Raw genomic sequence first — 23,662 nt, 5'->3', positions numbered from 1 at the left:
CATTTCGCAGGGAGTGACTGGAATGGCTTATCTGGAAAAAGAAAACATGGGTCAGGCGGCCGCCGACGAATGGACGGCGGAGCGGATTCTGTCCCGCGCCCGCGAACTGGCGCCGGTGCTGCGCCAGCGCGCGGCGGAAATCGAGCAGAACCGCCACTTGCCGGCGGACGTGGTGGAGCTGCTGCGCGGCACCGGCGTGTTCCGCATGGCGATGCCCAAGTCCTGGGGCGGGCCCGAGCTGGATTCGATGCAGCAGACCGAGGTGATCGAGGCGCTGGCCATCGGCGACGCCTCCGCCGGCTGGTGCGGCATGATCGGCGCCGACTCCGGCATCTACTCCGGCTATCTGCGCGAGGAAACCGCGCGGGAGATGTTTCCGCGGCTGGACATGATCACCGCCGGCTGGATTCACCCGGAAGGCCGCGCCGAGCGCGTGGCCGGCGGTTACCGGGTGACCGGCAACTGGCGCTTCGGCAGCGGCAGCACCCACTGCGACTGGCTGGCGGCCGGCTGCGCCGTTTATCAGGACGGCGAACCCGTGCTGGCCGAGAACGGCAAGCCCGAGTGGCGGATCATGTACGCCCGTCCCGATGAATACCAGATCCGCGATACCTGGCATACCACCGGCCTGGCTGGCAGCGGCAGCCGCGACTACGCCGCCGTCGATCTGTTCGTGCCGGAAGAGCGTTCCTTCTCCTTCCGCGAACCGCGCCGCGAGGGTCCGCTGCATATCGCGCCGGACGCCATCCTGCGCAAGATGTCCGGCGTGCCGCTGGGCGTGGCGCGCGCGGCGATAGACCACGTGCGCGAGCTGGCGGCAAGCCGTTTCGACCGGGTGACGCAGCTGCCGTGGCCGCAGAGCTACCGCATCCAGACTGCGCTGGCCCAGTCCGAGATGGAGCTGCACGCGGCCCGCAGCGGGGTGTTCGCCAGCCTGGAGCGGCAGTGGGAAAAGCTGTCGGCCGGACAGCCGCTGAGCACCGGGGAGCGGGTTTCGGCCGCGCTGGCGCGCCACCATGCCTTCGGCACCGCGCGCGCCATCGTCGCCAGGTTGTTCGACACCGTGGGCGGCGCCGCCATATACCGCGCCAGCTCGCCGCTGGATCGCTGGCTGCGCGACACCAACACCATGTGCCAGCACGCGGTGGCGCAGGACATGATTTTGCAGACATGCGGCGAATTGATGCTGGGCGGCCAGCCGGACAATCCGTTCCTGTAAGCGAGCCGGCGCGGGCGGCGCTGTTCCGCCCGCTCTCCCATTTTCTTGTTTGGAGCAGACCTGATGCAAGACAACACCGACAACGATCTGTCGGCGCGACGCGCCGACGGCCCCGGCCACGCCTACCTGCCTGCCGGCAGCGGCCAGCGCGTGTGGATGAGCGGGGACGAGTACCGGATTTTGCTGGATGCCGCCCACAGCGCCGGAACCATGACCTTGCTGGACGCGCTGGTGCCGCCGGCGGGCGGGCCGCCGGAGCACGCCCACGCCGATGTCGACGAGCTGTTCGTCGTGCTGGACGGCGAGCTGGAGATCATGGCCGACGGCGCGAAGTACCAGGTGGGGCCGGGGGGGCGCGTGTTCGTCCGGCGCGGCACGCCGCATGCCTTCCACAACCGCAGCGCGGACCCGGTGCGGATGCTGATTTTCTATACCCCGGCGGGCGTGGAGGAGTTCTTCCTGGCGGCCGGGGTGCCGGCCCAGGACGGCTTGCCGCCGCCGCCGGCGGATGAGGAAAGCACCGCGCGGGCGATCGAGGCGGGATTGCGTTTCCAGGTGTCGCAAGCGGCGCAGCCCGCCTGAGCATTGACTTGAATAAAGAAAGGTAAAGCCATGCCATTGGCAATCTATGTGTTGGGTTTGAGCATTTTCGCCATGACCACGTCGGAGTTCATGGTAGCCGGGATGATGCCGTCGCTGGCGGCGCAGTTCGGCGTTTCCCTGACGGCCATCGGGTACCTGGTGTCGGCTTTCGCCGCCAGCATCGTGGTGGGGGGGCCCATCCTGACGGTGATGCTGCTCAAGGCGTCCAAGAAGAACACCCTGCTGACGCTGGTGGCGCTGTTCTTCGTCAGCCAGCTGATCGGCGCCACCGCCCACAGCTATGAAGTGATGCTGGCGTCGCGGGTGTTGTCCGGCGTAGCCGAGTCGGCGTTCTTCGGCGTCTCGCTGGCGGTGTGCGTCGACATCGTCGGCCCGCAGCGGATCGGCCGCGCCTCCTCCATCGTGCTGGGCGGGCTGATGGTGGCGTCGGTGGTCGGCCTGCCTGCGGCCACGCTGATCGACCAGCATCTGGGCTGGCGCGCCAGCTTCTGGATCGTGGCCGGGATGATGCTGTTCTGCGGGCTGGTGATCGCGGTGCAGGTGCCCAAATCGCCGAAGGCCGCCGAGATCAGCCTGAAGCAGGAGTTCGCCGCCTTCCGCAATGCCGATCTGTGGGCCGCTTACGGCACCAGCGGCCTGATCATCGGCGCCACTTTCGCCGCCTTCACCTACTTTGCGCCGATTTTCACCGAGGTGAGCGGCTTCTCCACCGCTACCGTGCCGGCGCTGTTCGCCTGCTACGGCCTGGCCACCATCGTCGGCACCATGATCACCGGCCGCCTGGCCGACAAGCACACCATGGGCGTGCTGGCCGTCGGGCTGGTGATCCTGATCTCGCTGCTGGCGCTGTTCGCGCTCAAGGCCGAATCGCAGGCGGTGACCATCGTCGCGGTGGCGCTGCTGGGCTTGGTCGGCCTGCCGATGAATCCGGCGATGGCGATCCGCGTGATGCGCGTCGCCAACAACGGCCCGCTGGTGAACACCGTGCATACCGCCGTCATCAATGTCGGCATCGTGGTGGGCTCCTGGGCCGGCGGCTCGGTGATGAGCGCCGGACACGGTCTGCGCGCGCCGCTGTGGGTGGGGGTGGCGCTGGCCATCGCCGGTCTGGTCAGCGTGCTGCCTTTCCTGCGCCGTCACAGCGCGGAAGGCGTGCGCGCAAGGTTGGCGGGCGCGACCCGCTGAATCGCGGCATGCGCCGGGCCGGGATGCTCCCGGCGCCGGGCGCCGCATCTGAATGGAAATGAAAGCAATGGATACGAAATTCGCAGGGAAGGTGGCGCTGGTGACGGGAGCTGGCAGCGGCCTGGGGCGAGAGCTGGCGCTGGAACTGGCGCGACAAGGCGCGGCGGTGGTGCTGGCCGGCCGCAACGAGGACAAGCTGAAGGCGGTGCAGGACGAAATCGAGGCGGCCGGCGCGCAGGCGCTGTCGCACTCGACCGATATTTCGCTGCCGCATGAGGTGGACGGGTTGTTCGAGGCGATACGGCGCCGCTATGGCCGGCTCGACATCGCGGTCAACAATGCGGCGATCTGGGAAACCGGCCTGGTGGCCGAACAGGACGAGGCCGCCTGGCGCCGCATCATCGACACCAATCTGAACGGCACCTGGCGCTGCATGCGGGCGGAGATCGGCTTGATGCAGGAACGGGGCGAAGGGGTGATCGTCAATTTGTCGTCCATCGTCGGCGGCCATTTCGCGATGCCCGGCACCGCCGCTTACGGCGCCAGCAAGGCCGGCATCGAGGCGTTGACGCGCACGGCGGCCAAGGAGTGCATCCAGCAGGGCATCCGCATCAACACCGTCAGCCCGGCGGCGCTGGACACCCCGATGTCGCTGCTGGAGGGCGAAACCGAGGAGGAGCGCGGCAAGCGGCTGGGCGGCATCATCCCCATCGGCCGGGTGGGACGCTTGTCAGAGGTGGTGCAGACCATTTTGTGGATCTGCTCCGGCGATGCCTCGTTCTTCGTCGGGCATGACTTTGTCGTCGATGGCGGCGTGACCGCCTGACCGGATGCCGCCGGAACAGGCCGGCGGCGAGTCCGGCGCGGCGTCGGCAGCATAGGCAGGGAGAAAGCTATGGAAGTCTTGAAAAAGCATCACATCGAATGTGACGGCCAACATTGGCAACAAGAGTACAAGAGCACGCTGGGGCGCTTCCCGACCGGCGTTTGCCTGGCGGTGCTGGAAGAGGGCGACGACAAGATCGCCATCACCATCAATTCGTTCAGTTCGGTTTCGCTGGTGCCGCCCATCATCCAGTTTTCGCTGAAGAACCATTCCCGCTTCCTGGGCAAGGTGCGCGACGCCAGGCAATTCAGCGTGTATTTCCTGGCCCGGCCCCAGGCCGAGGAGGCGCTGATGTTCGCCAAGCAGCCGGCCAGCCCGGTGTCGCCGCAAGTGCTGGGGGATTCCGCGGCCGCCATTCACTGCCGGCTGGAGGACACGTATCAGAAAGGCGACCACACCATGGTATTCGGCGAGGTGAAGGCGGTCGAGCATGGACGCGGCGACGCGCTTGCCTACTACCGGTCTCATTTCACATCGGTAGAGGGCTACGCATCGTGACGTACTTGCAATCGCCGAACGGCCCGGCGCCGCGCCTGCCCTCGTTGACCGGCATGCGATTCGTCGCGGCGGCGCTGGTGTTTCTGTTTCACGCCTCGTTGCTGGCAGCCGTCAAATTCAACCCTTATCAGGACAGCGGCGCGGCGCAGCTGTTTCAGTCCATCTTCAGCAAGGCCGGCTGGCTGGGCGTGTCGTTCTTCTTCGTGCTCAGCGGATTCGTGATGACCTGGTCGGCGCGGGCGGACGACTCCGCCGGCGGCTTCATCCGGCGCCGCCTGCTGAAGATCTACCCCAACCATTTCTTCACCTGGCTGCTGATGATGGTGTGCATGGGGAATGTGTTCGTCGACCCCAGGGTCTGGCTCAGCAATCTGCTGCTGCTGCAGTCGTGGGTGCCGCGCCCGGAGGTGTTCATGGGCGTCAACAGCCCGTCCTGGTCGCTGTGCTGCGAGCTGCTGTTCTACCTGGCCTTCCCGTGGCTGAACCAGCGCATCGCGCGCATTCCGGCCGGACGGCTGTGGCCGTGCGCGGCGGCGGCGGTGCTGGCGCTGTTCGCGGTGCAGCTGGCGGTGGACAGCTGGGTGCCGGCCACGCCCAAGGGGCCGGGCCTGCCGATTTCGCTGCAGCAGTGGTGGCTATCGTATTTTTTCCCGCCGTTGCGGATGTTCGAGTTTGTGCTGGGCATGCTGATGGCGCGCATCCTGCGGGCCGGCAAATGGCCGGATCTGGGCCTGCTGCCCGCGGCGGGCTTGTTGCTGGGCGGTTATCTGCTGGCGCGGGAAGTGCCGTTTTTGTACGGACTGAGCACGGCCACGGTGATTCCGGTGGCCTTGCTGATCACCGCGGCGGCGGCGGCCGACGCGCAGCGGCGCCCCACCGGCTTCAACGGCCGGCGCATGGTGTGGCTGGGTGAAGTGTCGTTTGCCTTTTACATGGTGCATATGCTGGTGCTGGATCTGGCTAGCGCCTGGCTGGATGGCCGCCGTTTCGAGCCCGCCACTGCGACCCTGGTGGTGCTGGCGGCCTTCCTGGCCAGCCTGTTGGCCGGCTGGTTGCTGTACGCGCTGGTGGAGCGGCCGGTGATGCGGTACTGGAGCCGCCCGCGCGCCGCCGCGGTCAGGCTGCAATCGGCCGACGCCTGAGCGGGCGACGCCGCAGAGGCGGCCCGCGCCAAATCAATGCTAATGAAAATTATTTAGTTCCGGGGTGCATATGGATAAGTTTTTGAAGGGACGTGTCGCGGCGTCGTTGCTGCCGCTGGCCGCCGCGCTGGCATTGGCCGGCTGCGGCAAGGATCTGGGCGCGGCGCAAGCGGCGGCGCAGGCGCCGGCGCCTGCGGTGCCGGTTTCGGTGCAGCAGGTGGCGCCGGGCAATGTCGATGTCGCGTACGAGTATGTCGGCCAGTCGGCCGGATCGCGCGAAGTGGAGGTGCGGGCCCGGGTGGGCGGCATCTTGCAGAAGCGGATGTTCACCGAGGGGCAGCCGGTGCGGCAGGGCGATCCGCTGTTCCAGATCGACCCGGCGCCTTTCCAGATCGCGCTGGAGCAGGCTGTCGCCGCGCTGCGCGACCGGCAGGCCGAGCTGACCCGCGCGCAGCAGAATTACGACCGCGTGCAGCCGCTGTTCCGCGAGAACGCGCTCAGCCGCAAGGATTTCGACGAGGCGGCCGCCAATCGGGAAGCCGCCCGCGCCCAGGTGATGGCGGCGCAAGCCAAGGTGAAGGAGGCGCAGATCAACCTGGGCTATACCCGGGTGTCGGCGCCGATTTCCGGCCTGACCAGCCGCGAGGTCCGCTCCGAGGGCAGCCTGGTGGGCGGCAGCGCCGACGCCAGCATGCTGACCAAGATCAGCCAGAACGATCCGATCTATGTCAATTTCAACGTGCCGGAGGCGGATCTGGACGCGCTGCGCGGCCAGCAGTCGTCCGGCGCGCTGAAATTCCACGGCGGCGGCTTCAAGGTGTCGCTGCGGCTGTCCGATGGCAGCCGTTTCGAACGCAGCGGCTCGCTCAACTTTACCGACCACCTGGTGGACGCCTCCACCGGCACCGTGCGCCTGCGCGCCAGCCTGGCCAATCCGGACGGACGGATTCTGCCGGGTCAGTTCGTGACGGTGCTGCTGCAAGGCGCTTACCGCGCCCAGGCCATCGCCATTCCGCAACGGGCGGTGCTGACCAGCCAGCAAGGCAAGGCGGTCTGGGTGGTGGGCGCGGACAACCGGGTGCAGCTCCGCCCGGTGGAGGCCGGACAGGAACAGGGCCTCAATGTGCTGATCAACAAGGGGCTGAAGGCCGGCGACCGGGTGGCGCTGGACAATCTGGTGAAGCTCAGGCCCGGCGCGCTGGTGCAGATCAGCCCTGAGCCGGCCGCAACCGGCGCGTCTTCCCGCAGCTAATACTGGAGCCTCGCAATATGTTTTCCTCCTTTTTGATCCGCCGACCGATCTTCGCCTGTGTGCTCTCGCTGATCATCATGCTGGCGGGGGTGGCGGCGATGGGCGTGCTGCCGGTCGAGCAGTACCCGCAGATCGTGCCGCCGCAAGTACAGGTGGTGGCAAGCTATCCCGGCGCCTCGGCCGAGGTGATCGCCAATACCGTGGCCGCGCCGCTTGAGCAGGCGATCAACGGCGTCGACGACATGCTGTACGTGCAGTCCATCAGCGCCAGCAACGGCCAGTTGACGCTGAACGCCACGTTCAAGATCGGCACCAGTCCGGACCAGGCCACCATCAACGTCAACAACCGCGTGCAGTCGGCGCTGGCGCAGCTGCCGGAAGAGGTACGGCGCCAGGGCGTATCGGTGCGCAAGCAGTCTGCGGCGTTCCTGCAGGTGATCGCGCTGTACGCGGAGAAGGGGCGCTACGACACCCTGTACATGAGCAACTACGCGCTGCTCAACGTGGTGGACGAACTCAAGCGCATTCCCGGCGTCGGCGACGTGATCAACTTCGCCGGCCGCGACTATTCGATGCGGATCTGGCTCAAGCCCGATCGCCTGGCGCAGTTGAAGCTGACGCCCAGCGACGTGGTCGCCGCCATCCGCGAGCAGAACGCGCAGTTCGCCGCCGGCAAGCTGGGCGCCGAGCCCAGCAACCAGGCGCTGGACTTTACCTACACCGTCACCACCCGCGGGCGGATGAGCACGCCGGAGGAGTTTTCCAACATCATCGTGCGGGCCAATCCGGACGGCTCGGCGGTATTGCTCAAGGAGGTGGCCAAGGTGGAGCTGGGCGCGTTGAACTATGACTTCAACGGCAAGATCAACGGCGATCCGATGGCGCCGATCGGGATTTTCCTGGCGCCGGGCGCCAATCAGCTGGAAACGGCCAAAGCGGTCAAGGACACGATGGCCAGGTTGTCCGGCCGCTTCCCCGACGGTCTGAAATACCGCATCCCGTTCGATTCCACCAAGTTTGTCGAGGTGTCGATCGAGGAAGTGTACAAAACGCTGGCCGAAGCGATGGCGCTGGTATTCCTGGTGGTGTTCCTGTTCCTGCAGAACTGGCGCGCCACGCTGATCCCGTGCCTGGCGGTGCCGGTGTCCATCGTCGGCACTTTCGCCGGCATGTACGCCTTCGGCTTCTCCATCAACCTGTTGACGCTGTTCGGCATGGTGCTGGCCATCGGCATCGTGGTGGACGACGCCATCGTGGTGCTGGAAAACGTCGAGCGCATCATGAGCGAGGCGAAGGTTTCCGCCACCGAGGCCACCCTCCAGGCGATGAAAGAAGTGTCCGGGCCGGTGGTGGCCATCGTGCTGGTGTTGTGCTCGGTATTCGTGCCGGTGGCTTTCCTCGGCGGCATCGCCGGCCAGATGTACAAGCAGTTCGCCATCACCATCGCCATTTCGGTCAGCATTTCCGGCCTGGTGGCGCTGACGCTGACCCCGGCGCTGTGCGCGCTGATCCTGCGGCCGGGGCACCAGAGCCGCAATCGCTTCTTCGACTGGTTCAACCGCAACTTCGACGCCGTGGGCGGCCGCTACGTGCGCGGCGTGGCGTTCCTGTCGAGGCGCAGCGCGCTGGGCCTGGCGCTGTTCGGCCTGCTGTTGCTGGTGTCGGCATGGCTGTTCCGCGCCATCCCCACCAGCCTGGCGCCGGATGAGGATCAGGGTTATGTGATCGCGGCGGCTTTCTTGCCCGACGGCGCATCCTTGCAGCGCACCGCCAAGGTGATGGACAAGCTGGACCATCTGGTTTCGCGCAATCCCGCGGTGAAGGACATGCTGTCGATGTCCGGCTTCGACATCGTCACCGGCGGCAAGAAGACCAATGCCGGCGTCTCCTTCATCCAGCTGCAGCCCTGGGAGGAAAGGCGCGGCGCGGCGCAGTCGGCGCAAGCGGTGGTCGGCGACATCTTCGCCAAGACCGGCGCCGGCATCCGCGACGGCTTCATTTTCGCGGTCAATCCGCCGCCGATCTCCGGCATGTCCAATACCGGCGGTTTTGAAGGCTATCTGCAGAACCGCAACGGCGCGTCGCCGGCCGAGCTGGAAGGCGTGTCGCGGCAATTCCTCGCCGCCGCGGCCAAGCGGCCGGAGCTGGCCGGCGTGCAGACCACCTATTCGGCGTCGGTGCCGCAGGTGTATATCGAGCTGAACCGGGCCAAGGCCAAGGCGCTCGGCGTGCCGATCAACACCGTGTTCGATACCCTGCAAAGCACGCTGGGCGAGCTGTACGTCAACGACTTCAACAAGTTCGGCCGGACTTTCCGCGTGCAGCTGCAGTCGGAAGCCTCCTACCGCAGCCACAGCGACAACCTGGCCAAGGTCTTCGTGCGCTCCACCTCTGGCGCCATGGTGCCGGTGACGGCGCTGCTGGACATCCAGCGCAGCACCGGTCCGGAAGTGCTGGAGCGCTACAACCTGTATCCGTCGGCCAAGCTGATCGGCGGCCCGGCGCCGGGCTACAGCTCGGGCGAGGCGCTGGCGGCGATGGAGCAGGTGGCCAAGGAAACGCTGCCCGACGGCTACGCGCTGGCCTGGACCGGCAGCGCGCTGCAGGAGAAGGCGGCCGGCGGCTCCTCCGCCAAGGTGTTCCTGTTCGGCATCGTCGTGGTGTTCTTGATCCTGGCGGCGCAGTACGAACGCTGGACCCTGCCGCTGGCGGTGTTGCTGGCCGTGCCGTTCGCGGTGTTCGGCGCGCTGGTGGCCAACTGGACGCGCGGCCTCGCCAACGACATCTACTTCCAGGTGGCGCTGGTGACGTTGATCGGCTTGTCGGCCAAGAACGCCATCCTGATCGTGGAATTCGCGATGCTCAAGCTGGACGAGGGCATGGAGTTGGTGCAGGCGACCATGCAGGCGGCGCGCATGCGCTTCCGCCCCATCGTGATGACGTCGCTGGCCTTTGTGCTGGGTTGCGTGCCGCTGGCCGTTTCCAGCGGCGCCGGCTCCGCCAGCCGCCACTCGATCGGCACCGGCGTGATCGGCGGCATGCTGGCCGCCACTTTCATCGCCACCTTCTTCATTCCCTTGTTCTTCATTCTGATCATGAAGGCATTCCATAAAAAAGCCCCGGCGGCTGCGGCGGCCGAGGAGGAGGTGCTCAATGTTTAAACCGCTATTTCTCGCCGCCGCGTTGAGCGCCGCCCTGGCGGCTTGCGCGGCGGGCCCCGACTACCAGCGCCCTCAGCTGGCGTTGCCCGACGGCCAGGCGCAGGCGGCGGCCGACGTGGCCGGCTGGTGGCGGCAATTCCAGGAGCCGGAGCTGGACCGGCTGATTGCCGTCGCGCTGGCGCGCAACCAGGATCTGAGCGAAGCGGACGCCCGTCTGGCGCAGGCCGAGGCGCTGGCCGGCATCGCCCGCAGCCAGCTGCTGCCCAGGCTGGACGCCGCCGCCGACAGCCAGCGCCAGCGCGTCAGCGCGACGCTGCCCGCCACGGCGCCGGGCGGCCTTTACGACAGCCGCGATTTCAATCTGCGGGCATCGTGGGAGCTGGACCTGTGGGGCCGCCTGCGGCGCGAGCGCGAGGCGGCGGTTTCCCTCGCCGCCGCCAGCCAGGCCAGCCGCGACGGCCTGAGGCTGGCGGTGGCGGCGCAGGTGGCGCAAACCTATTTCCAGCTGCGCGCCTACGATGCGCAACTGGAAGTCTCCCGGCGCACGCTGGCCAACCGCCGGGCCGCCGCGACGCTGAACGAGAAGCGCTTCCGCCAGGGCGACGCGTCGGAACTGGACTGGCGCCAGGCCGAAGCGGAGGTGGCGGTGGCCGAGGCCAGCGCCGCGCAGTTCGAGCGCAGCGTGGCGCAGACCGAAACCGCGCTGGGAGTGTTGCTGGGACGCGAGCCCAGACAGTTGCTGGGCGAGGGAATCGCGCGCGGCCAGGCGCTGGATGCGCTGAGCCTGCCGCCGGCCTTGCCTTCCGGCTTGCCGTCCGACCTGCTGGCGCGCCGGCCCGACATCGCCGCCAGCGAGGCTGGCCTGGTGGCGGCCAATGCCCGCATCGGCGTGGCCAAGGCGGCCTATTTTCCCAGCATCAGCCTGACTGGCGCGCTGGGCAGCGCCAGCCCGGATTTGCGCCAGTTGTTCAGCGGGCCGGCCTATGTCTGGAGTTTTGCCGGCAACCTGGCGGCGCCGGTATTCAACTTTGGGCAGACGGCGGGAGCGGTGGACGTGGCCAGCGCCGGCCAGCAGCAGGCGTTAGCGCAGTACCGCAAGGCGGTGCAGCTGGCGTTCAAGGATGCGGCGGACGCCTTGAGCGCCATGGCGGCGGCACGGCGCGTCAACGATGCGGAAACCGCGCGCGTCAAGGCATTGCAGCGGGCGGTGCGGCTGGCCACTTTGCGCTATGACAGCGGGCACTCCGCTTACCTGGAGGTGCTGGATGCCGAACGCGGCGCGTTCCAGTCCGAATTGAGCGCGGTGGATGCCCGGCTGGATCTGTTCAACAGCGCGGTGGCGCTCTACAAGGCGCTGGGCGGAGGCTGGCGCGCGAGCTAGGAAGCCTGGCCGTCCGGCAGCGCCCGCTCGGCGAGAAAGTCGATCAGCGCGCGCAGCCGGGACGGCATCTGGCGGCTGGAGCTCCAGACGATGCGGATAGTGCCGCTTGACTCCATGAAGTCGTCCAGCACCAGCTCCAGCGTGCCGTCCGCCAGCGCGTCGCGCACCGAGAAATCCGGCACGCAGGCGATGCCTTTGTCGCGCTGGGCCAGGTAGATCAGCGCTTCGCTATTGGTGCAGATCACGGTGCTGGGCAGCAGCGGGGCCGGTTCGCCGGGGAGGGGGCGCAGCGGCCAGCGCGCCAGTTTGCCGCTGTTGGGAAACTTGTATTGCAGGCAGGCATGGCGTTGCAGATCGGCCGGCCGTTGCGGCCGGCCGCGCTCGCTCAGGTAGCCCGGCGCGGCGACCAGCACCAGGCGGAACGAGCCCAGTCGGCGCGCCAGCAGGCGGGAGTCCAGTTGCTCGCCGGAGCGGATCGCGGCGTCGAAGCCTTCTTCAATCAGGTCCACCAGCCGGTCGCTGTAGTCGAGATCCAGCTCGACCTCCGGATAGAGGCTCATGAATTCGGCCAGCGCGGGGTTGAACAGATTGCCGTCCGGCAGGCTGACGCGCAACCGGCCGCGCGGTCGGTCGGCGCTTTGCGCCAGCTCGCTTTCCGCGGCATCCAGCTCGGCGAAGATGCGCTGGCAGCGGCGCAGAAACAGCTCGCCTTCGGCGGTCAGCGCCATGTGCCGGGTGCTGCGCTGCAGCAGCCGTATGCCCAGCCTTTCCTCCAGCCTGGCGATGCTTTTGCCGACTGCCGAGGCGGAGATGCCCAATTGGCGTCCGGCGGCGACGAAGCTGGAGGTTTCCGCCACTTGTACGAATACGTGTATCCCGTTGAGTTTTTCCATGGTGGCGTTCGAATTGCGGACAAATTTATCCGCATAAAATGGAAATCTAACATGTTTTTATGCTTTTGGTCTTGCCTTATGCTGGTGTGACTGGCAAAGGCCATCCATGACATCGCTAAGAAAGGAAGAGTTATGCTGACTGCGGAATTGTCCAACCCGGTAGTGCAGCCGGGAGTGCATCAATACGGTATCGCCGAGCGGATCGACGACGCCATCCATCGCGCGCTGGCCGAGCAGAGGCTGGTCGGCGCGGTGGTGCTGGTAAGCGTCGACGGCAAGCTGATCTACCAAGGCGCCAAGGGTTGGGCTGACCGCGAGGCGGAACGGCCGATGACGGCGGACGCCCTGTTCCGCTTGTCTTCTTTGACCAAGGTCTACGTGTCCACCGCGGCGCTGGCCATGGTCGAGGCGGGCATCATCGGCCTGGACGACGCTGTCACCCGTTGGCTGCCCCATTTTGCGCCGGCCTTGCCGGATGGCCGCATTCCGGAAATTACCGTCCGGCATCTGCTGACGCACACCGCCGGTCTCGGCTACGGTTTCCTGGAGGGCGAGCAAGGCGGTCCTTACAAGCAGATGGGCATTTCCGACGGCATGGACCATTCGGTGCTGTCGCTGCGGGAAAATATCGAACGGCTGGGCCAAGCGCCTTTGCTGGCCGAGCCGGGCAGCGCCTGGATCTATTCGCTGGCGACCGACGTGCTTGGCGAAGTGCTGGAGCGCGCGACGGGCAGCCATCTGCATGAAGTGGTGCGCAAATGGGTTACCGAGCCGCTGGGCCTGCAGGACACCCGCTTCGCCGCCAGCGATTACCGCCGTCTGACCACGGTGTACGTCAACGAGCAGCCGGCGCCGCGGCGGATGCGCGACCTGGAGCTGGTGCCGATTCTGGAAGGCTTCCGCGGCGTCAGCCTGGCCCCGGGCCGCGCGCTGGATCACAACGCCTTCCCCTCCGGCGGCGCCGGCATGGTGGGAACCGCGGGTGATTTCATGACCTTGCTGGAATCGCTGCGCAGCGGCGGCGGACCTTTATTGTCGGCCGCCATGGCCGCGGAAATGGGTCGCAACCAGACTGGAGACTTGCCGCTGGCCCCCTGGCCGGGCCGGGGATATGGCCTGGGTTTCACCGTGTTGACCGATCCGCAGGCGGCCAATACGCCGGAGTCGCCGGGCAGCTGGCGGTTGGCGGGGGTGTTCGGCCATTCGTGGTTTGTCGATCCGGCCAAGCGCATCAGTGTGGTGGCGCTGACCAATACCTTGCTGGAAGGCATGCTGGGGCAGTTTACCGTCGATATCTGCAACGCGGTTTACGGCCAGGTTTGAGAGGCGGGGGTTTGTCTGCCAAAACGGCCCGGCGGCGATGCCGGGCCGATTTCGTATGGCCAGCGCGCAGGGCTGTGCCGACCGCGTCTGGCTTTTAAGTCGCATGGCTGGACAAATTAAGATGGCAGAATTGTTAACGCGTATTGCTGAGACATATAATGCTTTTTTAATTAACTCAATTGGAATTTTGTCGCCGTGAAAACAAAATTCCTGCCCGCATCGCCATGGACCTCACCAACCTGCTGTCCTCCTTCGCCTCCGCCTTCACCCAGGACCGCCGCCAGCTCACCCTGCAACTGGGCGACGGCCATGTCGCGGCCGAGCAGCTGCTGCCGCAAAGCCTGGACGGCGAGGAAGGCGTGTCCCGGCCCTATCGCTTCACCCTGACCTGCCTGTCGCCCGACGGCGCCATCGAACTCAAGACCCTGCTCGGTCAATCCGCCCGCCTCGGCATCGCTGACGCCCAGGGCCAGGAGACCATCCGCTGCGGCGTGGTGTCCCAGGCCCGCCTGCTCGGCGCCGACGGCGGCTTCGCCCGCTACGCGCTGACCATCGAGCCGCCGTTCGCGCTGCTGCGCCACCGCCGCACCTCGCGCGTGTTCCAGGACCTGACGGTGCCCGACATCGTCCAGCAGATCCTGCAAGAGCACCAGGCCGCCAACCCGGCCTTCGCCCGCGGCCAGGCCATCGAGATCCAGGTCGGCCCGGCGCAGCCCAGAAGCTACTGCCTGCAATACCGCGAAAGCGACTACGACTTCATCGTCCGCCTGCTGCATGAAGAGGGCTATGCCTGGCGCTTCGAGCACGTCGACGGCGACACGCCGCAGGTCAAGCTGGTGGTGTTCGACGACGCCTACAGCCTGCCGCCGGCCGAGGTGGAACGGGTGCGCTTCCACCGCAGCGACGCCACCGAAGACGAGGACGGCCTCACCGACTGGAATGCCAGCCGCCAGATCGTCCCCGGCAACGTGGCGCTGGCCAGCTTCGACTACCAGCCGGTGTCCACCCAGCACAGCGGCGACAGCAGCCAGATCGACCAGGGCCAGGGCGGCCAGGCGCTGCAATCCAGCCTGCAGGACTACGACCCGCAGGGCCTGTACTACGCCGGCGACGCCAACCAACTGAGCCACTACGCCCGGCTGCGCCAGCAGGCGCACGACCGGCAGGCCAAACAATTCGAAGGCGGCGGCGCCGTCCGCGGCCTCACCGCCGGCCAATGGTTCCGCCTGGACGACCACCCGGCGCACGAAGCCGACAGCCACGAACAGCGCGAATTCGTCGTCACCGGCCAGACGCTGCAAGCGCGCAACAACCTGCCCAGCGAGCTGACGCAGCAACTGCGCGCCCTCGCCCCCAGCCTGCTGGCCGACAGCGACAGCCAGGCCGTCCCCTTCGCCAGCCAGATCCAGGCCCAGCGCCGCGGCATCCCGCTGACCCCGGCCTACGCCGGCACCGCCGCGGCCAAGCCCACCAGCTTGGGCGTGCAAACCGCCACCGTGGTCGGCCCCGCCGGCGAAGAAGTCCACACCGACGCCCAGGGCCGCATCAAGGTGCAATTCCACTGGCAGCGGCCCGACGAACACCCCACCATCGGCGCCGGTCTCGACGACAAATCCTCCTGCTGGCTGCGCGTCGCCATGCCGTCGGCCGGCGCCGGCTGGGGCCACCAGTTCATCCCGCGCATCGGCCAGGAAGTGCTGGTCGACTTCATCGAAGGCGACATCGACCGCCCCGTCATCACCGGCGTGCTGTACAACGGCAGCCACCCGACGCCCGACTTCAGCGGCGCCGGCAGCCTGCCCGCCAACAAGACCCTGTCCGGCATCAAATCCAAGGAACACCAGGGCGGAAACTATAACGAGCTGCTGTTCGACGACACCCCCGGCGAAGTGCGCGCCAAGCTATCCAGCGAAGCGGGCAAGACCCAGCTCAACCAAGGCTACCTCGCCCACCCAAGAAGCAACGGCAAAGCCCAGCCGCGCGGCGACGGCTTCGAACTCAGAACCGACCAGCACGGCGCCATCCGCGCCGCCCACGGCCTGCTGCTGTCCACCGAAGCGCAAAACGGCGCATCCGGCAAACAGCTGGCGCGCGAGCACGCGCAGAGCCAGCTCGACGCCGCCCTCAGCCTCTCGCAAGCGCTGGCCGAAACCGCCGCCGGCCAACTGGCCGACAGCATGGAAACCGGGCCCGACGAAATCAGCCCGGACAACGCCAAAGCCGGAAAGAAAACCCTAGGCCACCTGCAACACCACGCCGAGGCGCTGAAGGCCTGGGAAGCCGGCAGCAACACCGACAAGGACGGCAAAACGGCGAAAGACCAAGCCGGCCAGCAGCCGCTGCTGGTGCTGTCCGGCCCCGCCGGCATCGCCAGCCTGACCGAGCAAAGCCAGACCGTCTCCGCCGGGCAAAACCTGAACCTCATCGCCCAACGCGACGCCAACCACACCACCGGCCGGCGTTGGATCCACAACGTCGGCCAGCACCTCAGCCTGTTCGTGGCGGGGGTGAAGGACAGGGTGGCGCTGAAGCTGATCGCGGCGAAGGGGAAGGTGCAAGTGCAGGCGCAGAGCGACGCGATGGAGCTGACGGCGGATCAAGACCTCTCCATCACCTCGGTGAAACAGAAAATCCACCTCAACGGCAAACAGGAAATCCTGCTCACCAGCGGCGGCGCTTACGTGCGGATCAAGGACGGCAAGATCGAGCTGCACGCGCCGGGCACCGTCAGCATCAAGGGGGCCAGCCATGATTGGAGTGGGGGGACGAGCTTGAGTTCACCTATTACTTTACCAGTAATGCCAGGAGCGTTCTTTGACGAGAAGATTCAACTGTTAGATCTTGATGGGCAGCCAATGAGAAATGCGGCGTATGAAATTAAGATGGACTCTGGGCGAATAGTTAAAGGAAAAACAGATGAGTATGGGAATACAGAAAGAATAGTGTCTCAAGAAATTGAGAAGGTCGAGCGTATTAGATTTAAGCCTGTGGAGTAGTCTTGTGAAAGAATATAGAGATTGTGTTTATGAGAAAGATATTTGGATTGATTATAAGTTGCAAGCACATATTTGCACCAATCAAAAAGATATCGGGAAATCTTGTGTTGTTGAGAATGTCAAGGTTAGAAAGCTAACGTCTGGTGAGGTGGCATTATGTCGGCAGTATTTTTCAAATCAAATCCACTATGATAAAGTGTGGTTAATAAATGACAGCGCTAGAGCGCTGGGAGCAAGTTATAAAGATACTTCAATTGTAAGATTTCCATTTGTATTTCTTCCTCGATCATGGCGAGATGATTTCTCTAAAGAACATTCTGCTTTGGCTGTCGTTGCAAATTGGTTGCATGAGATGACTCATGTCTGGCAGTTTTGCGTAGGAGGCAGTCAATTTGAGAGAGGAAATGCAGAAGGAGATTTTAGAACATATGATGAGAACAAAAAAGTATTTGTAAAAAATAGATATGCAATTGAGTGGAGATGGATAAAAAGTTTTTTCTTGCATAATAATGAGCAGCAGGGGGAGTTAATATCGCAATACTATATGATGATAAACTCACCTGAATTTAGGCGAGCAAGAATAGATAGGTGGCCTCTTTTGGAGTTTGCAGTAGAGAAAGAGTTTTTAAATAGTGACCGTGGTGCATCGATGCTGCCAGTGCAAATGCAGAGGCCTGAAAGAGATGATGTTCTTTATCAAAGCCTGTTGGATAAGGCAAGGATTCGGTGGGGTAAGCTATGATTAGGAGTTTTTTTGCGTGGATTCTATCTTGTACATTATCTGTTGTATTGCTCTCTTTGGTAGGGTGTAAAAAGAGCGATCCTGATATTGTGCAAGAGCAGAGTGAAAATGTTGGTGTGCAGGAAGATGATGTAAGTCAAGATGGGGAAGTTGATTTTGATAGAGGAGATTTTGTAATATCTATTAAAAATATGGATCCGCAAAGTACTATTAGTGTAGGAGTTTCAGGCTATTCCGGCTTGAAAGATTCATCCCCTAAATATACATATGAGTTCTATGTCGGTGATGAGTGTAAGGAAAAAGTAAAAATATTTAAAGTCGGATATGGGAATAAGGGGATGGGATTAAAGAGTGAGAATTGTACTGTCGGTGGTAAGAGGCCAGAGGTGGAAATTTCTAGTTCAGAGTGGGAGAAATTAGAAAAATTCTCGGTATACTACATGTATGATGGGGGAGGTCGGGGTCATGAAGTGTTTTTTTGCAAGAAAAACACTTCTTACATTTTATGTGATGGGAAAGGAATTTGATAAGGTGGTTAAATTGGTTTTGACATTAATTTGAAAATGAAATAGGTTGTGCAATACAGTGTAGTACAGGGAGTTATTTAACCATGACGTAGCTTGAGGTCGATTTAGAGATCAAAAGATGGGTTGTGTGTTAAAGGCTATTTCTAATTCTTGACGGCAAGCCTATTGCCATTTAGTGCGGATATGGGGTTCTGCATGAAAATGATGGTAGAGTCGTATGAAGTGGAATTTTCTGCTTTCAATATTTATGGTGTTTTTCTTAGGGTGTAATCGCCCGCAAGAAAAAGAGCAAGACGTTATCGTAGATAACCGCCCACCAGACAAGATTATTGTTTATGCCGAAAAAAGGCGGATGGGATTTACATAGATTTGAAACCTGGAGTGGAAGAAGCAAAAAAATCCATGAATGCCAAGGAGGTAAACCTTGTTTCTCTTTCAATATTAAAGCCCCAGGTGAAGAGAAAAGAAAGGGAAGGTTGGGTTGTCTTGAATAATAATATCCCATTAAATAAATGCCGGGCTGCAATGCCTGATAAAATAGTTTATGGGCAGAAAATGGATAAATGCTTGACTGTTAAGACCAACCAAAAGTATGAGAAGTCTGTGGATTATGAAATATATCTATTTGGAACGGCAGATGAATTGGACTCTGTAGATTTTCAGGTTGAATATAAGAAGTATTATTAAACCGAAATTGCATAATGTGCGATGCGCTGCTCTATTTTTCCGATATTTTGTAGTAAAAAGTTTGTAAAAAGTTGAATCGAAAATGGGTTATTAAAAAGCTCACCCTGCCATCTAGCCAGGTGGGCTTTTTCTACATCTTACCTTGGTGCCAGTAGCAAGCCAGCTATAACTATCGGTGCAGCGGGATGATCAGGGCGAACAATTGGCGCGAGGATAGTGAGGCGGAGCTGGCTATTCGCTTCAGCTGGATGTCTTCAAATGAGGCGATAAATTTTAATCACGCCTATACCTTGACTGCGTTGAAATATGAGTTGAAAGATAAGATTACTGCGTGGAATGTTTTAGAGCAAAACATAAGGAGTGTTTTAGGTGAGTAGGAAGAAAATCCTTGTGATTGCTATGTTTATTTTAATAATAATTTTGGTTATTATGCCTGCCAAGCCCATAGTTGTTAATTATGATCATATGGCAGGAGGGGATGTGCGTGAATTAATAGTATATTTCTCAAGTGATAGGAGTGGTTTGGAGCGACATCATTACATGACATGTTCCTTGTCAGGCGATGTTGCAGGATATGATCAACCTTCAAATCATGGGTTGATGGTTTTAGGTGTAGGCATAAATAAATTGAAAGCCTCGAAAGCATATGAGGCAAAAATTAGCTTTGTTAAGAATAGCGATACACCCCCATATTATGTCACTAGGACAGATTTGCTTGCACAGTTCAGTGGCAAAAATAAAATACCTTGTGTTGTTGCTGAGTCTAATTATTTCTCTCCAGATACTAAGTCTAAGCCATTTTTTATTCCAGTTGCAGAAATTTTAACCGCAATAAAACTATGACGTACTATCCGGGATGAATGATTGCATGCGACAAATTTTCCAGAGGCAGTTTGGGTGGTGTTGAAATAAATAGATAATTTTCCAAGTGTTTATTCTAATGCCGAGTGGTTGTGATAAAATGTTGTCGTGATATTAAATTAAGCTGGTGGATTTGATGTTTTTAAATTTGTAATCTGCGGCAGTGTCCCTGCGCGAAAGATTAATTGAAAGCTTGGGCCTTATTTGTATGCCGCTTCTTATATTTTTCCATGCAATGGCCTTGATGATAAAATGGGCAAGTGCTATTGGCCCAATTCAATATGTTGCTGCTGAGAAAGCTACGGCGGGGGTGGTGTTCAAATTTTCCAGCGAAGAATCTGCGTTGGCTGGGAAGTTAAGCCGGCTAAATTGTCGGGTAGGTAGTCAACCTATTGGTAGCTTTATTAATCTTGATGATGGGCTGTTTTGGAGTGGGAGTATCGAGGAAGTTGGCCATGAAGGATGAGTGTTTATTTACAAGGCAGATGCATTAGAAAATTATGTAGAATTAGGGCGGTGGTTGCTACCTTCCAGTCATAACATTATTCAAAAATTGACAGGAGAGGAAGCTGTGCAATGCCGTGTAGTACAAGGGAGCTATCTTCACAGCCCAACCGCTTCGCCAGCGATGATAGTGCCGATCAAAGCAATTTCGGCAATATATGGTGATTGAGCTATCCGTGATTGGAATGGATTTCGGAATGCCATTTCAATTGAGAAAAATCTCGTAATGGTGTTGATTTTTTGTGTGGTTTTCCGATTTTTTCTATTCAAAATTTAGGAAAATGCAGAGCAAAATGTAATTGTGGTAGGGCGCCCTCACGTGATACCTGTAGTTTACTAATCAACTCATCGCGGGCGCTGCCCACGCGGACTACCCTGGCGCCGGCCTCTTGCAGGCGGCGCGACAAAGTGGGCTGGCTAAGGCCAAGCTGGGCGCAAAGTTCCGCCGCGGTTTTGGGGCCGCTTTGCAGGCTGGCGAGGATGGCTTCAACAGACATGGGCTGGGATTTGAATAGATATTGAATAGATATTGAATAGATACTAATAGATAGAATCCATAAAATACAATAACTTGCTTGTATTCGTGCAGTAAGTTTGAATAGATTCCTGACGGCGCACAGCTAGCCTAGTGTCTGCGCGCCAGCTTAAAGCCCACCCCGCCATCCGGCCGGGTGGGCTTTTTTGCTACACCCTGCCTTCCAGCTGGTAACGGGCCTGCAGCAGCTGGCGGTGCAGCGGGGAGATCAGGCTGAACAGCTGGCGCGAGGGCAGCGGGGTGGCGTCGGCCAGCAGCAGCAGGTTCAACAGCGACTGCATGCCTTCGCTGACGCGGGCCAGCGTGTGGCTGCTGGCGCTGAGGGCTTGTTCGATGTCGCGGTCCAGCTGGGCTAGCCGCTCCACCGACAAGCGCAGCGTGGTGGGGCAGGTAGGGTCATGCGGGCTTTGCAGTTTGGCGATGACTTGGCGCAGCTCCACCAGCGCCGCCGCGGTGGCGGGAAGTGGGGCTAGTTTGGGGGCGACGTCGGCCTGGCCAGCGGCGGGCGGGACAAATGGCGAGACATTGGACATGGCGCATCCTTTACGGAACGGAATGATGAAAACAGCCGGGCCAGCGCGCCGGCCCGGCTGAGGCGCGCGCTTAGCGCACCTGGGCAAGCAGCGTCAGCGCCTTGTCCATGCGCGCATCCAGCGGCAGCAGCAATTCCCGCAGCCGGCTGGAGGGCAGGCGCAGGTCGTCGCCCAGGCAAGTCAGCAGGTCCCGCACCGCGTGCTGGCTCTGCTGGCCGTCGGCCAGGTGGCAGATGGCTGCCACCACCGCGCCTTCAATGTCGCCGCATAGTTCGTTTAGCCGCGCCAGCGGCTGGTTCAGGCTGGCCAGGTCCGGGTCGGCCAGCATGGCTTGCAGCTGGGCCAGGGCTTGCTTCAGCCCTGCCAGCGCGGCGGTAGGTTTGGCCGGCTGCGGCCGGCGGTTTGCCGCGCGGGCTTGGGCGGAAGTATGGGGCGCCAGTTCGGTGTGATGGGTCATCAGTGTTCTCCAGGGAGAAAGCCCGCCCACCCGCGCGCGCGCCAGCGCCTGTCCGGCCAGCGGCCGGGGAAAGGCCAACGCGCGCGGGCGAGCGGCAAGTCAGTGCGTCCCGTGCGGGGGCGGAGCAAGCGGCGAGGGCGGAAGGTGCCTGATGCGCAGGCGGCGCGGGGCGCGATGGGTGAGTGCGCCCCCAAGGTGCCGCCACGCCGCTGGCCACCCCAACACGGGGTTCTCAGCGGCCGCCGCGCCCGGATGGGCCGCGGCGGCAGCGGCTTACAGCACGCCGGTCAGCCGGCTAAGCGACGCCTCCACCCGCTTGTCCAGCGGCTGCAATAATTGCAGCAGGCGGCTGGAAGGCAGGCGCACATCGTCGCCCAGGCAGGCAAGCAGGTCCAACAGCGCCTGCAGGCCCAGCTGGCTGTGGGCCAGGTGGCAGATGGTTTCCACCACCGCGTCCTCAATGTCGCGGCACAGATGCGCCAGCTGCGCCGCCGGCACGCGGGCGCAGGCCTGCGGTTTGCGGGCTAGCTGGTCCTGCAAGGCGGCAAAGGCATCATGCAGCCTATGCATGGCCAGCAGGCTGGGCTGAGATAAAGAGGCAGACGCCCCGGATCGGAGCAAAGGGCTGGGGGATACGGTAAGGTGAGACGCACTGCGGGAAATGCTAGTCATAGCAAGATCCTCACGGAGATGAGTGCTCAATCCTGCTTTCCCGACGCCAATCGGGGGTGGCAGGCGCATGGCGGGATTGGCGTTACCGGCATCTCCTCCGGCGTGTCTCGCGACACTCCCACCACGGCCCGCCATAAATTGCGCGTAGCAATGATGATCGAACTGGCGCGGCGAACGCGGCAGTTCGATGGAAGATGTAACAGGACGCCAATCCCGGTGCCGCTATTGAACGGCACGGGAGGATTATCTAGTGGGAAGCCTTGCTAGGCAAGCGAAGAAGTACGTATTAGCAGGTGAGACTGGGCAGTCTAGAGAAGCTCACGAGGTAGCTAGGAAAGTGGGGGCGATTCAGGTCTCAAGACTACTTTCTGCCACTTAACGTCATTGCGGCTCATTGAGTCCTTAGTTTTTCGTCCGACATAGACTGGGGCAAGGCCAACTTTTCCAGCATGCCGGAGTAGTTCCTCAACACTTACCGGGTACATGACTCTGTCACTACTGGGAATGCCTAGCCTGAGAGTAATTGCAATGTATCCATCAGAAGCAAGTAGGCTCCGAAGGACGCGTAGCGATGCTAGCCGGTTGCGTATTGGGATATGCATCCAGACTGCGCTGAGCAAAATAAATTTGTAGCGATATGGAAGGGTTTTGACTTTATCGAGTCGAGGTAGCTTGTCATCAAGCCAGGTGATTGATGATTTGTCATGATGGCTTATAGCCAAACTGCGTAGACCTTGGCTTGGTTCGACAGCGATTACTTGGTAACCCCGCCTAGCTAGTGAAGCTGCATCACGGCCTGAGCCAGCGCCAACGTCCAGACACAGCGAATCTTTGGGAGGTAGAAAACGCAAAAATGCTTGATGCATTTTTGTGAAGTCTAGCTCCTCGTATGCATCAAAATAATGCTGGCTCGCTTGACTGTAAGCAGTCCATGCGCGCCTGCTCATGGAGACTTCCTAACAACTGGCGATGAGGTGGGGGGCGAGGAAGTCGCATTATCTTTTTTTGTGCCGGTAGGTCTTGAAGAATGGAGAGCGGGCTCGGATGCTTGGGGGCGCCTTTGAGCTTTTTCAGCCGTTTGTTGCTGTTTATCGGTAACCAGTTGAATGACGGTGGGGTTGGGTCTGGCGTTAAACTTGTCAGAATTCAGTGCTCCGAAGAAACCGGTAGTTGCTGCCGAAAATAGGACAATAGTCCAGCACCAGACAACAATATTTTTGCTTTTCGGAAGAGAGATAGACTCGAAGGTTGCCTGTTTTTCGAGTTCACGCTGAATAAGTTTACGTAGGCGATGCAGAGTAATGATCGTCATGACGTCTGCGACGATGGCAAATGCAAATACCCATGCTCTAGGTTCTGCTACTTGCAGGTTCGCTGCTCCATACCAAAGCCCACCTGTGATTGCCATGGCAATGCTTGGAACTTGCCACATCAACTGGTTCAGGGCTCGCATGTGGTTACCTGCTTCCACATAGGCGAGCTCCTTTTGCTTGTATTTCCATTTTGTCTCTTCAAGTTGAAGAGCGTATTCCTGCTGTTTTGCGAGCTTTTCCAGCTCATATTCTTTCGTCATGGTCTAGCTCACGGTTCAAGTTGATGCATTTT

23 protein-coding genes are annotated in these 23,662 nt (G+C 61.3%); 16 read left to right on the top strand and 7 right to left on the bottom strand.

What is annotated here, in order from left to right; translation table 11 throughout:
• The first annotated feature begins 22 nt into the window (after window positions 1-22).
• The 9 genes from U6115_RS00155 to U6115_RS00115 all read left to right on the top strand — a co-directional run bounded on the left by U6115_RS00155 (window position 23) and on the right by U6115_RS00115 (window position 11,327).
• Window positions 23-1,219 (top strand): acyl-CoA dehydrogenase family protein, encoded by a 1,197-nt coding sequence (locus U6115_RS00155; RefSeq protein ID WP_197466047.1) that lies wholly within the window; start codon window positions 23-25, stop codon window positions 1,217-1,219.
• 63 nt (window positions 1,220-1,282) lie between these two features.
• Complete coding sequence (locus tag U6115_RS00150) at window positions 1,283-1,801, top strand: cupin domain-containing protein (RefSeq protein ID WP_052257924.1); 519 nt, start codon at window positions 1,283-1,285, stop codon at window positions 1,799-1,801.
• 30 nt (window positions 1,802-1,831) lie between these two features.
• The gene (locus U6115_RS00145) at window positions 1,832-3,007 is read left to right on the top strand and encodes an MFS transporter (RefSeq protein WP_043572661.1); all 1,176 of its coding nucleotides are present in this window, start codon (window positions 1,832-1,834) and stop codon (window positions 3,005-3,007) included.
• A gap of 67 nt (window positions 3,008-3,074) precedes the next feature.
• Complete coding sequence (locus U6115_RS00140; RefSeq protein ID WP_043572658.1) at window positions 3,075-3,833, top strand: SDR family NAD(P)-dependent oxidoreductase; 759 nt, start codon at window positions 3,075-3,077, stop codon at window positions 3,831-3,833.
• Window positions 3,834-3,902: 69 nt separating this feature from the next.
• A complete protein-coding gene (locus tag U6115_RS00135) occupies window positions 3,903-4,391 on the top strand; it encodes a flavin reductase family protein (RefSeq protein ID WP_052257923.1) in 489 nt (162 codons plus the stop codon).
• Window positions 4,388-5,533 (top strand): acyltransferase family protein, encoded by a 1,146-nt coding sequence (locus U6115_RS00130; RefSeq protein ID WP_197466048.1) that lies wholly within the window; start codon window positions 4,388-4,390, stop codon window positions 5,531-5,533. Before U6115_RS00135 ends, U6115_RS00130 begins: the two co-directional genes overlap by 4 nt.
• A 70-nt stretch (window positions 5,534-5,603) precedes the next feature.
• Window positions 5,604-6,785, top strand: a complete 1,182-nt coding sequence (locus tag U6115_RS00125) for an efflux RND transporter periplasmic adaptor subunit (protein WP_052257922.1) — start codon at window positions 5,604-5,606, stop codon at window positions 6,783-6,785.
• 17 nt (window positions 6,786-6,802) lie between these two features.
• A complete protein-coding gene (locus U6115_RS00120) occupies window positions 6,803-9,946 on the top strand; it encodes an efflux RND transporter permease subunit (RefSeq protein ID WP_043572656.1) in 3,144 nt (1,047 codons plus the stop codon).
• Window positions 9,939-11,327, top strand: a complete 1,389-nt coding sequence (locus U6115_RS00115; RefSeq protein ID WP_043572653.1) for an efflux transporter outer membrane subunit — start codon at window positions 9,939-9,941, stop codon at window positions 11,325-11,327. The genes U6115_RS00120 and U6115_RS00115 overlap by 8 nt, the downstream gene beginning before the upstream one ends.
• Here the strand turns inward: U6115_RS00115 and U6115_RS00110 are convergent.
• On the bottom strand, window positions 11,324-12,220 hold the full coding sequence (locus U6115_RS00110; protein WP_043572650.1) for a LysR family transcriptional regulator: 897 nt from the start codon (window positions 12,218-12,220) through the stop codon (window positions 11,324-11,326). The two genes, U6115_RS00115 and U6115_RS00110, sit on opposite strands and share 4 nt — an antisense overlap.
• A 132-nt stretch (window positions 12,221-12,352) precedes the next feature.
• Between U6115_RS00110 and U6115_RS00105 the strand changes: the two genes are divergently transcribed.
• The 7 genes from U6115_RS00105 (at window position 12,353) to U6115_RS00075 (ending at window position 19,822) form a co-directional block, all read left to right on the top strand.
• Window positions 12,353-13,543 (top strand): serine hydrolase domain-containing protein, encoded by a 1,191-nt coding sequence (locus U6115_RS00105; protein ID WP_052257921.1) that lies wholly within the window; start codon window positions 12,353-12,355, stop codon window positions 13,541-13,543.
• A 224-nt stretch (window positions 13,544-13,767) separates the two neighbouring features.
• Window positions 13,768-16,539, top strand: coding sequence for a type VI secretion system Vgr family protein (locus U6115_RS00100; RefSeq protein WP_101527485.1), 2,772 nt, complete (start codon window positions 13,768-13,770; stop codon window positions 16,537-16,539).
• Between the two features lie 4 nt (window positions 16,540-16,543).
• Window positions 16,544-17,281, top strand: a complete 738-nt coding sequence (locus U6115_RS00095) for a hypothetical protein (RefSeq protein ID WP_146008406.1) — start codon at window positions 16,544-16,546, stop codon at window positions 17,279-17,281.
• A complete protein-coding gene (locus U6115_RS00090; protein ID WP_146008407.1) occupies window positions 17,278-17,808 on the top strand; it encodes a hypothetical protein in 531 nt (176 codons plus the stop codon). Before U6115_RS00095 ends, U6115_RS00090 begins: the two co-directional genes overlap by 4 nt.
• A gap of 381 nt (window positions 17,809-18,189) precedes the next feature.
• Window positions 18,190-18,495, top strand: coding sequence for a hypothetical protein (locus U6115_RS00085; protein WP_146008408.1), 306 nt, complete (start codon window positions 18,190-18,192; stop codon window positions 18,493-18,495).
• 369 nt (window positions 18,496-18,864) lie between these two features.
• A complete protein-coding gene (locus U6115_RS00080) occupies window positions 18,865-19,338 on the top strand; it encodes a hypothetical protein (protein WP_146008409.1) in 474 nt (157 codons plus the stop codon).
• Between the two features lie 181 nt (window positions 19,339-19,519).
• Window positions 19,520-19,822 carry a hypothetical protein gene (locus tag U6115_RS00075; protein WP_146008410.1) on the top strand — a complete coding sequence of 101 codons (303 nt, stop codon included), beginning with the start codon at window positions 19,520-19,522 and terminating at the stop codon, window positions 19,820-19,822.
• 304 nt (window positions 19,823-20,126) lie between these two features.
• On the opposite strand, the gene U6115_RS22760 is transcribed toward U6115_RS00075, so the two are convergent.
• From U6115_RS22760 to U6115_RS00055, 6 genes are all read right to left on the bottom strand, one after another.
• On the bottom strand, window positions 20,127-20,357 hold the full coding sequence (locus U6115_RS22760) for an ArsR family transcriptional regulator (protein ID WP_080770126.1): 231 nt from the start codon (window positions 20,355-20,357) through the stop codon (window positions 20,127-20,129).
• 187 nt (window positions 20,358-20,544) lie between these two features.
• Window positions 20,545-20,928, bottom strand: coding sequence for a DUF1484 family protein (locus tag U6115_RS00070; RefSeq protein ID WP_052257878.1), 384 nt, complete (start codon window positions 20,926-20,928; stop codon window positions 20,545-20,547).
• A gap of 70 nt (window positions 20,929-20,998) precedes the next feature.
• Window positions 20,999-21,385, bottom strand: coding sequence for a DUF1484 family protein (locus U6115_RS00065; protein ID WP_043571644.1), 387 nt, complete (start codon window positions 21,383-21,385; stop codon window positions 20,999-21,001).
• A 273-nt stretch (window positions 21,386-21,658) separates the two neighbouring features.
• Window positions 21,659-22,057 carry a DUF1484 family protein gene (locus U6115_RS00060; protein WP_076098103.1) on the bottom strand — a complete coding sequence of 133 codons (399 nt, stop codon included), beginning with the start codon at window positions 22,055-22,057 and terminating at the stop codon, window positions 21,659-21,661.
• Between the two features lie 329 nt (window positions 22,058-22,386).
• Window positions 22,387-23,004, bottom strand: coding sequence for a class I SAM-dependent methyltransferase (locus U6115_RS22755; RefSeq protein ID WP_080770127.1), 618 nt, complete (start codon window positions 23,002-23,004; stop codon window positions 22,387-22,389).
• The gene (locus U6115_RS00055; protein ID WP_146008411.1) at window positions 23,001-23,630 is read right to left on the bottom strand and encodes a hypothetical protein; all 630 of its coding nucleotides are present in this window, start codon (window positions 23,628-23,630) and stop codon (window positions 23,001-23,003) included. The genes U6115_RS22755 and U6115_RS00055 overlap by 4 nt, the downstream gene beginning before the upstream one ends.
• Between the last annotated feature and the right edge of the window lie 32 nt (window positions 23,631-23,662).

Origin of the sequence: Chromobacterium subtsugae (assembly GCF_035919665.1) — a bacterium.
Lineage (GTDB): Bacteria > Pseudomonadota > Gammaproteobacteria > Burkholderiales > Chromobacteriaceae > Chromobacterium > Chromobacterium subtsugae.
Note: the sequence above shows the minus strand (reverse complement) of the source record. Positions and strands in the feature narration are given on the sequence as shown.

Bases quoted from the DNA above. Each gene is read 5' to 3' on its own strand.
- U6115_RS00055 (WP_146008411.1), bottom strand. From the start codon at position 23,630: ATGACGAAAGAATATGAGCTGGAAAAGCTCGCAAAACAGCAGGAATAC.
- U6115_RS00155 (WP_197466047.1), top strand. From the start codon at position 23: ATGGCTTATCTGGAAAAAGAAAACATGGGTCAGGCGGCCGCCGACGAA.
- U6115_RS00115 (WP_043572653.1), top strand. From the start codon at position 9,939: ATGTTTAAACCGCTATTTCTCGCCGCCGCGTTGAGCGCCGCCCTGGCG.
- U6115_RS00140 (WP_043572658.1), top strand. From the start codon at position 3,075: ATGGATACGAAATTCGCAGGGAAGGTGGCGCTGGTGACGGGAGCTGGC.
- U6115_RS00070 (WP_052257878.1), bottom strand. From the start codon at position 20,928: ATGTCCAATGTCTCGCCATTTGTCCCGCCCGCCGCTGGCCAGGCCGAC.
- U6115_RS00110 (WP_043572650.1), bottom strand. From the start codon at position 12,220: ATGGAAAAACTCAACGGGATACACGTATTCGTACAAGTGGCGGAAACC.
- U6115_RS00065 (WP_043571644.1), bottom strand. From the start codon at position 21,385: ATGACCCATCACACCGAACTGGCGCCCCATACTTCCGCCCAAGCCCGC.
- U6115_RS00105 (WP_052257921.1), top strand. From the start codon at position 12,353: ATGCTGACTGCGGAATTGTCCAACCCGGTAGTGCAGCCGGGAGTGCAT.
- U6115_RS00125 (WP_052257922.1), top strand. From the start codon at position 5,604: ATGGATAAGTTTTTGAAGGGACGTGTCGCGGCGTCGTTGCTGCCGCTG.
- U6115_RS00090 (WP_146008407.1), top strand. From the start codon at position 17,278: ATGATTAGGAGTTTTTTTGCGTGGATTCTATCTTGTACATTATCTGTT.
- U6115_RS22755 (WP_080770127.1), bottom strand. From the start codon at position 23,004: ATGAGCAGGCGCGCATGGACTGCTTACAGTCAAGCGAGCCAGCATTAT.
- U6115_RS22760 (WP_080770126.1), bottom strand. From the start codon at position 20,357: ATGTCTGTTGAAGCCATCCTCGCCAGCCTGCAAAGCGGCCCCAAAACC.
- U6115_RS00150 (WP_052257924.1), top strand. From the start codon at position 1,283: ATGCAAGACAACACCGACAACGATCTGTCGGCGCGACGCGCCGACGGC.
- U6115_RS00135 (WP_052257923.1), top strand. From the start codon at position 3,903: ATGGAAGTCTTGAAAAAGCATCACATCGAATGTGACGGCCAACATTGG.
- U6115_RS00145 (WP_043572661.1), top strand. From the start codon at position 1,832: ATGCCATTGGCAATCTATGTGTTGGGTTTGAGCATTTTCGCCATGACC.
- U6115_RS00060 (WP_076098103.1), bottom strand. From the start codon at position 22,057: ATGACTAGCATTTCCCGCAGTGCGTCTCACCTTACCGTATCCCCCAGC.
- U6115_RS00100 (WP_101527485.1), top strand. From the start codon at position 13,768: ATGGACCTCACCAACCTGCTGTCCTCCTTCGCCTCCGCCTTCACCCAG.
- U6115_RS00120 (WP_043572656.1), top strand. From the start codon at position 6,803: ATGTTTTCCTCCTTTTTGATCCGCCGACCGATCTTCGCCTGTGTGCTC.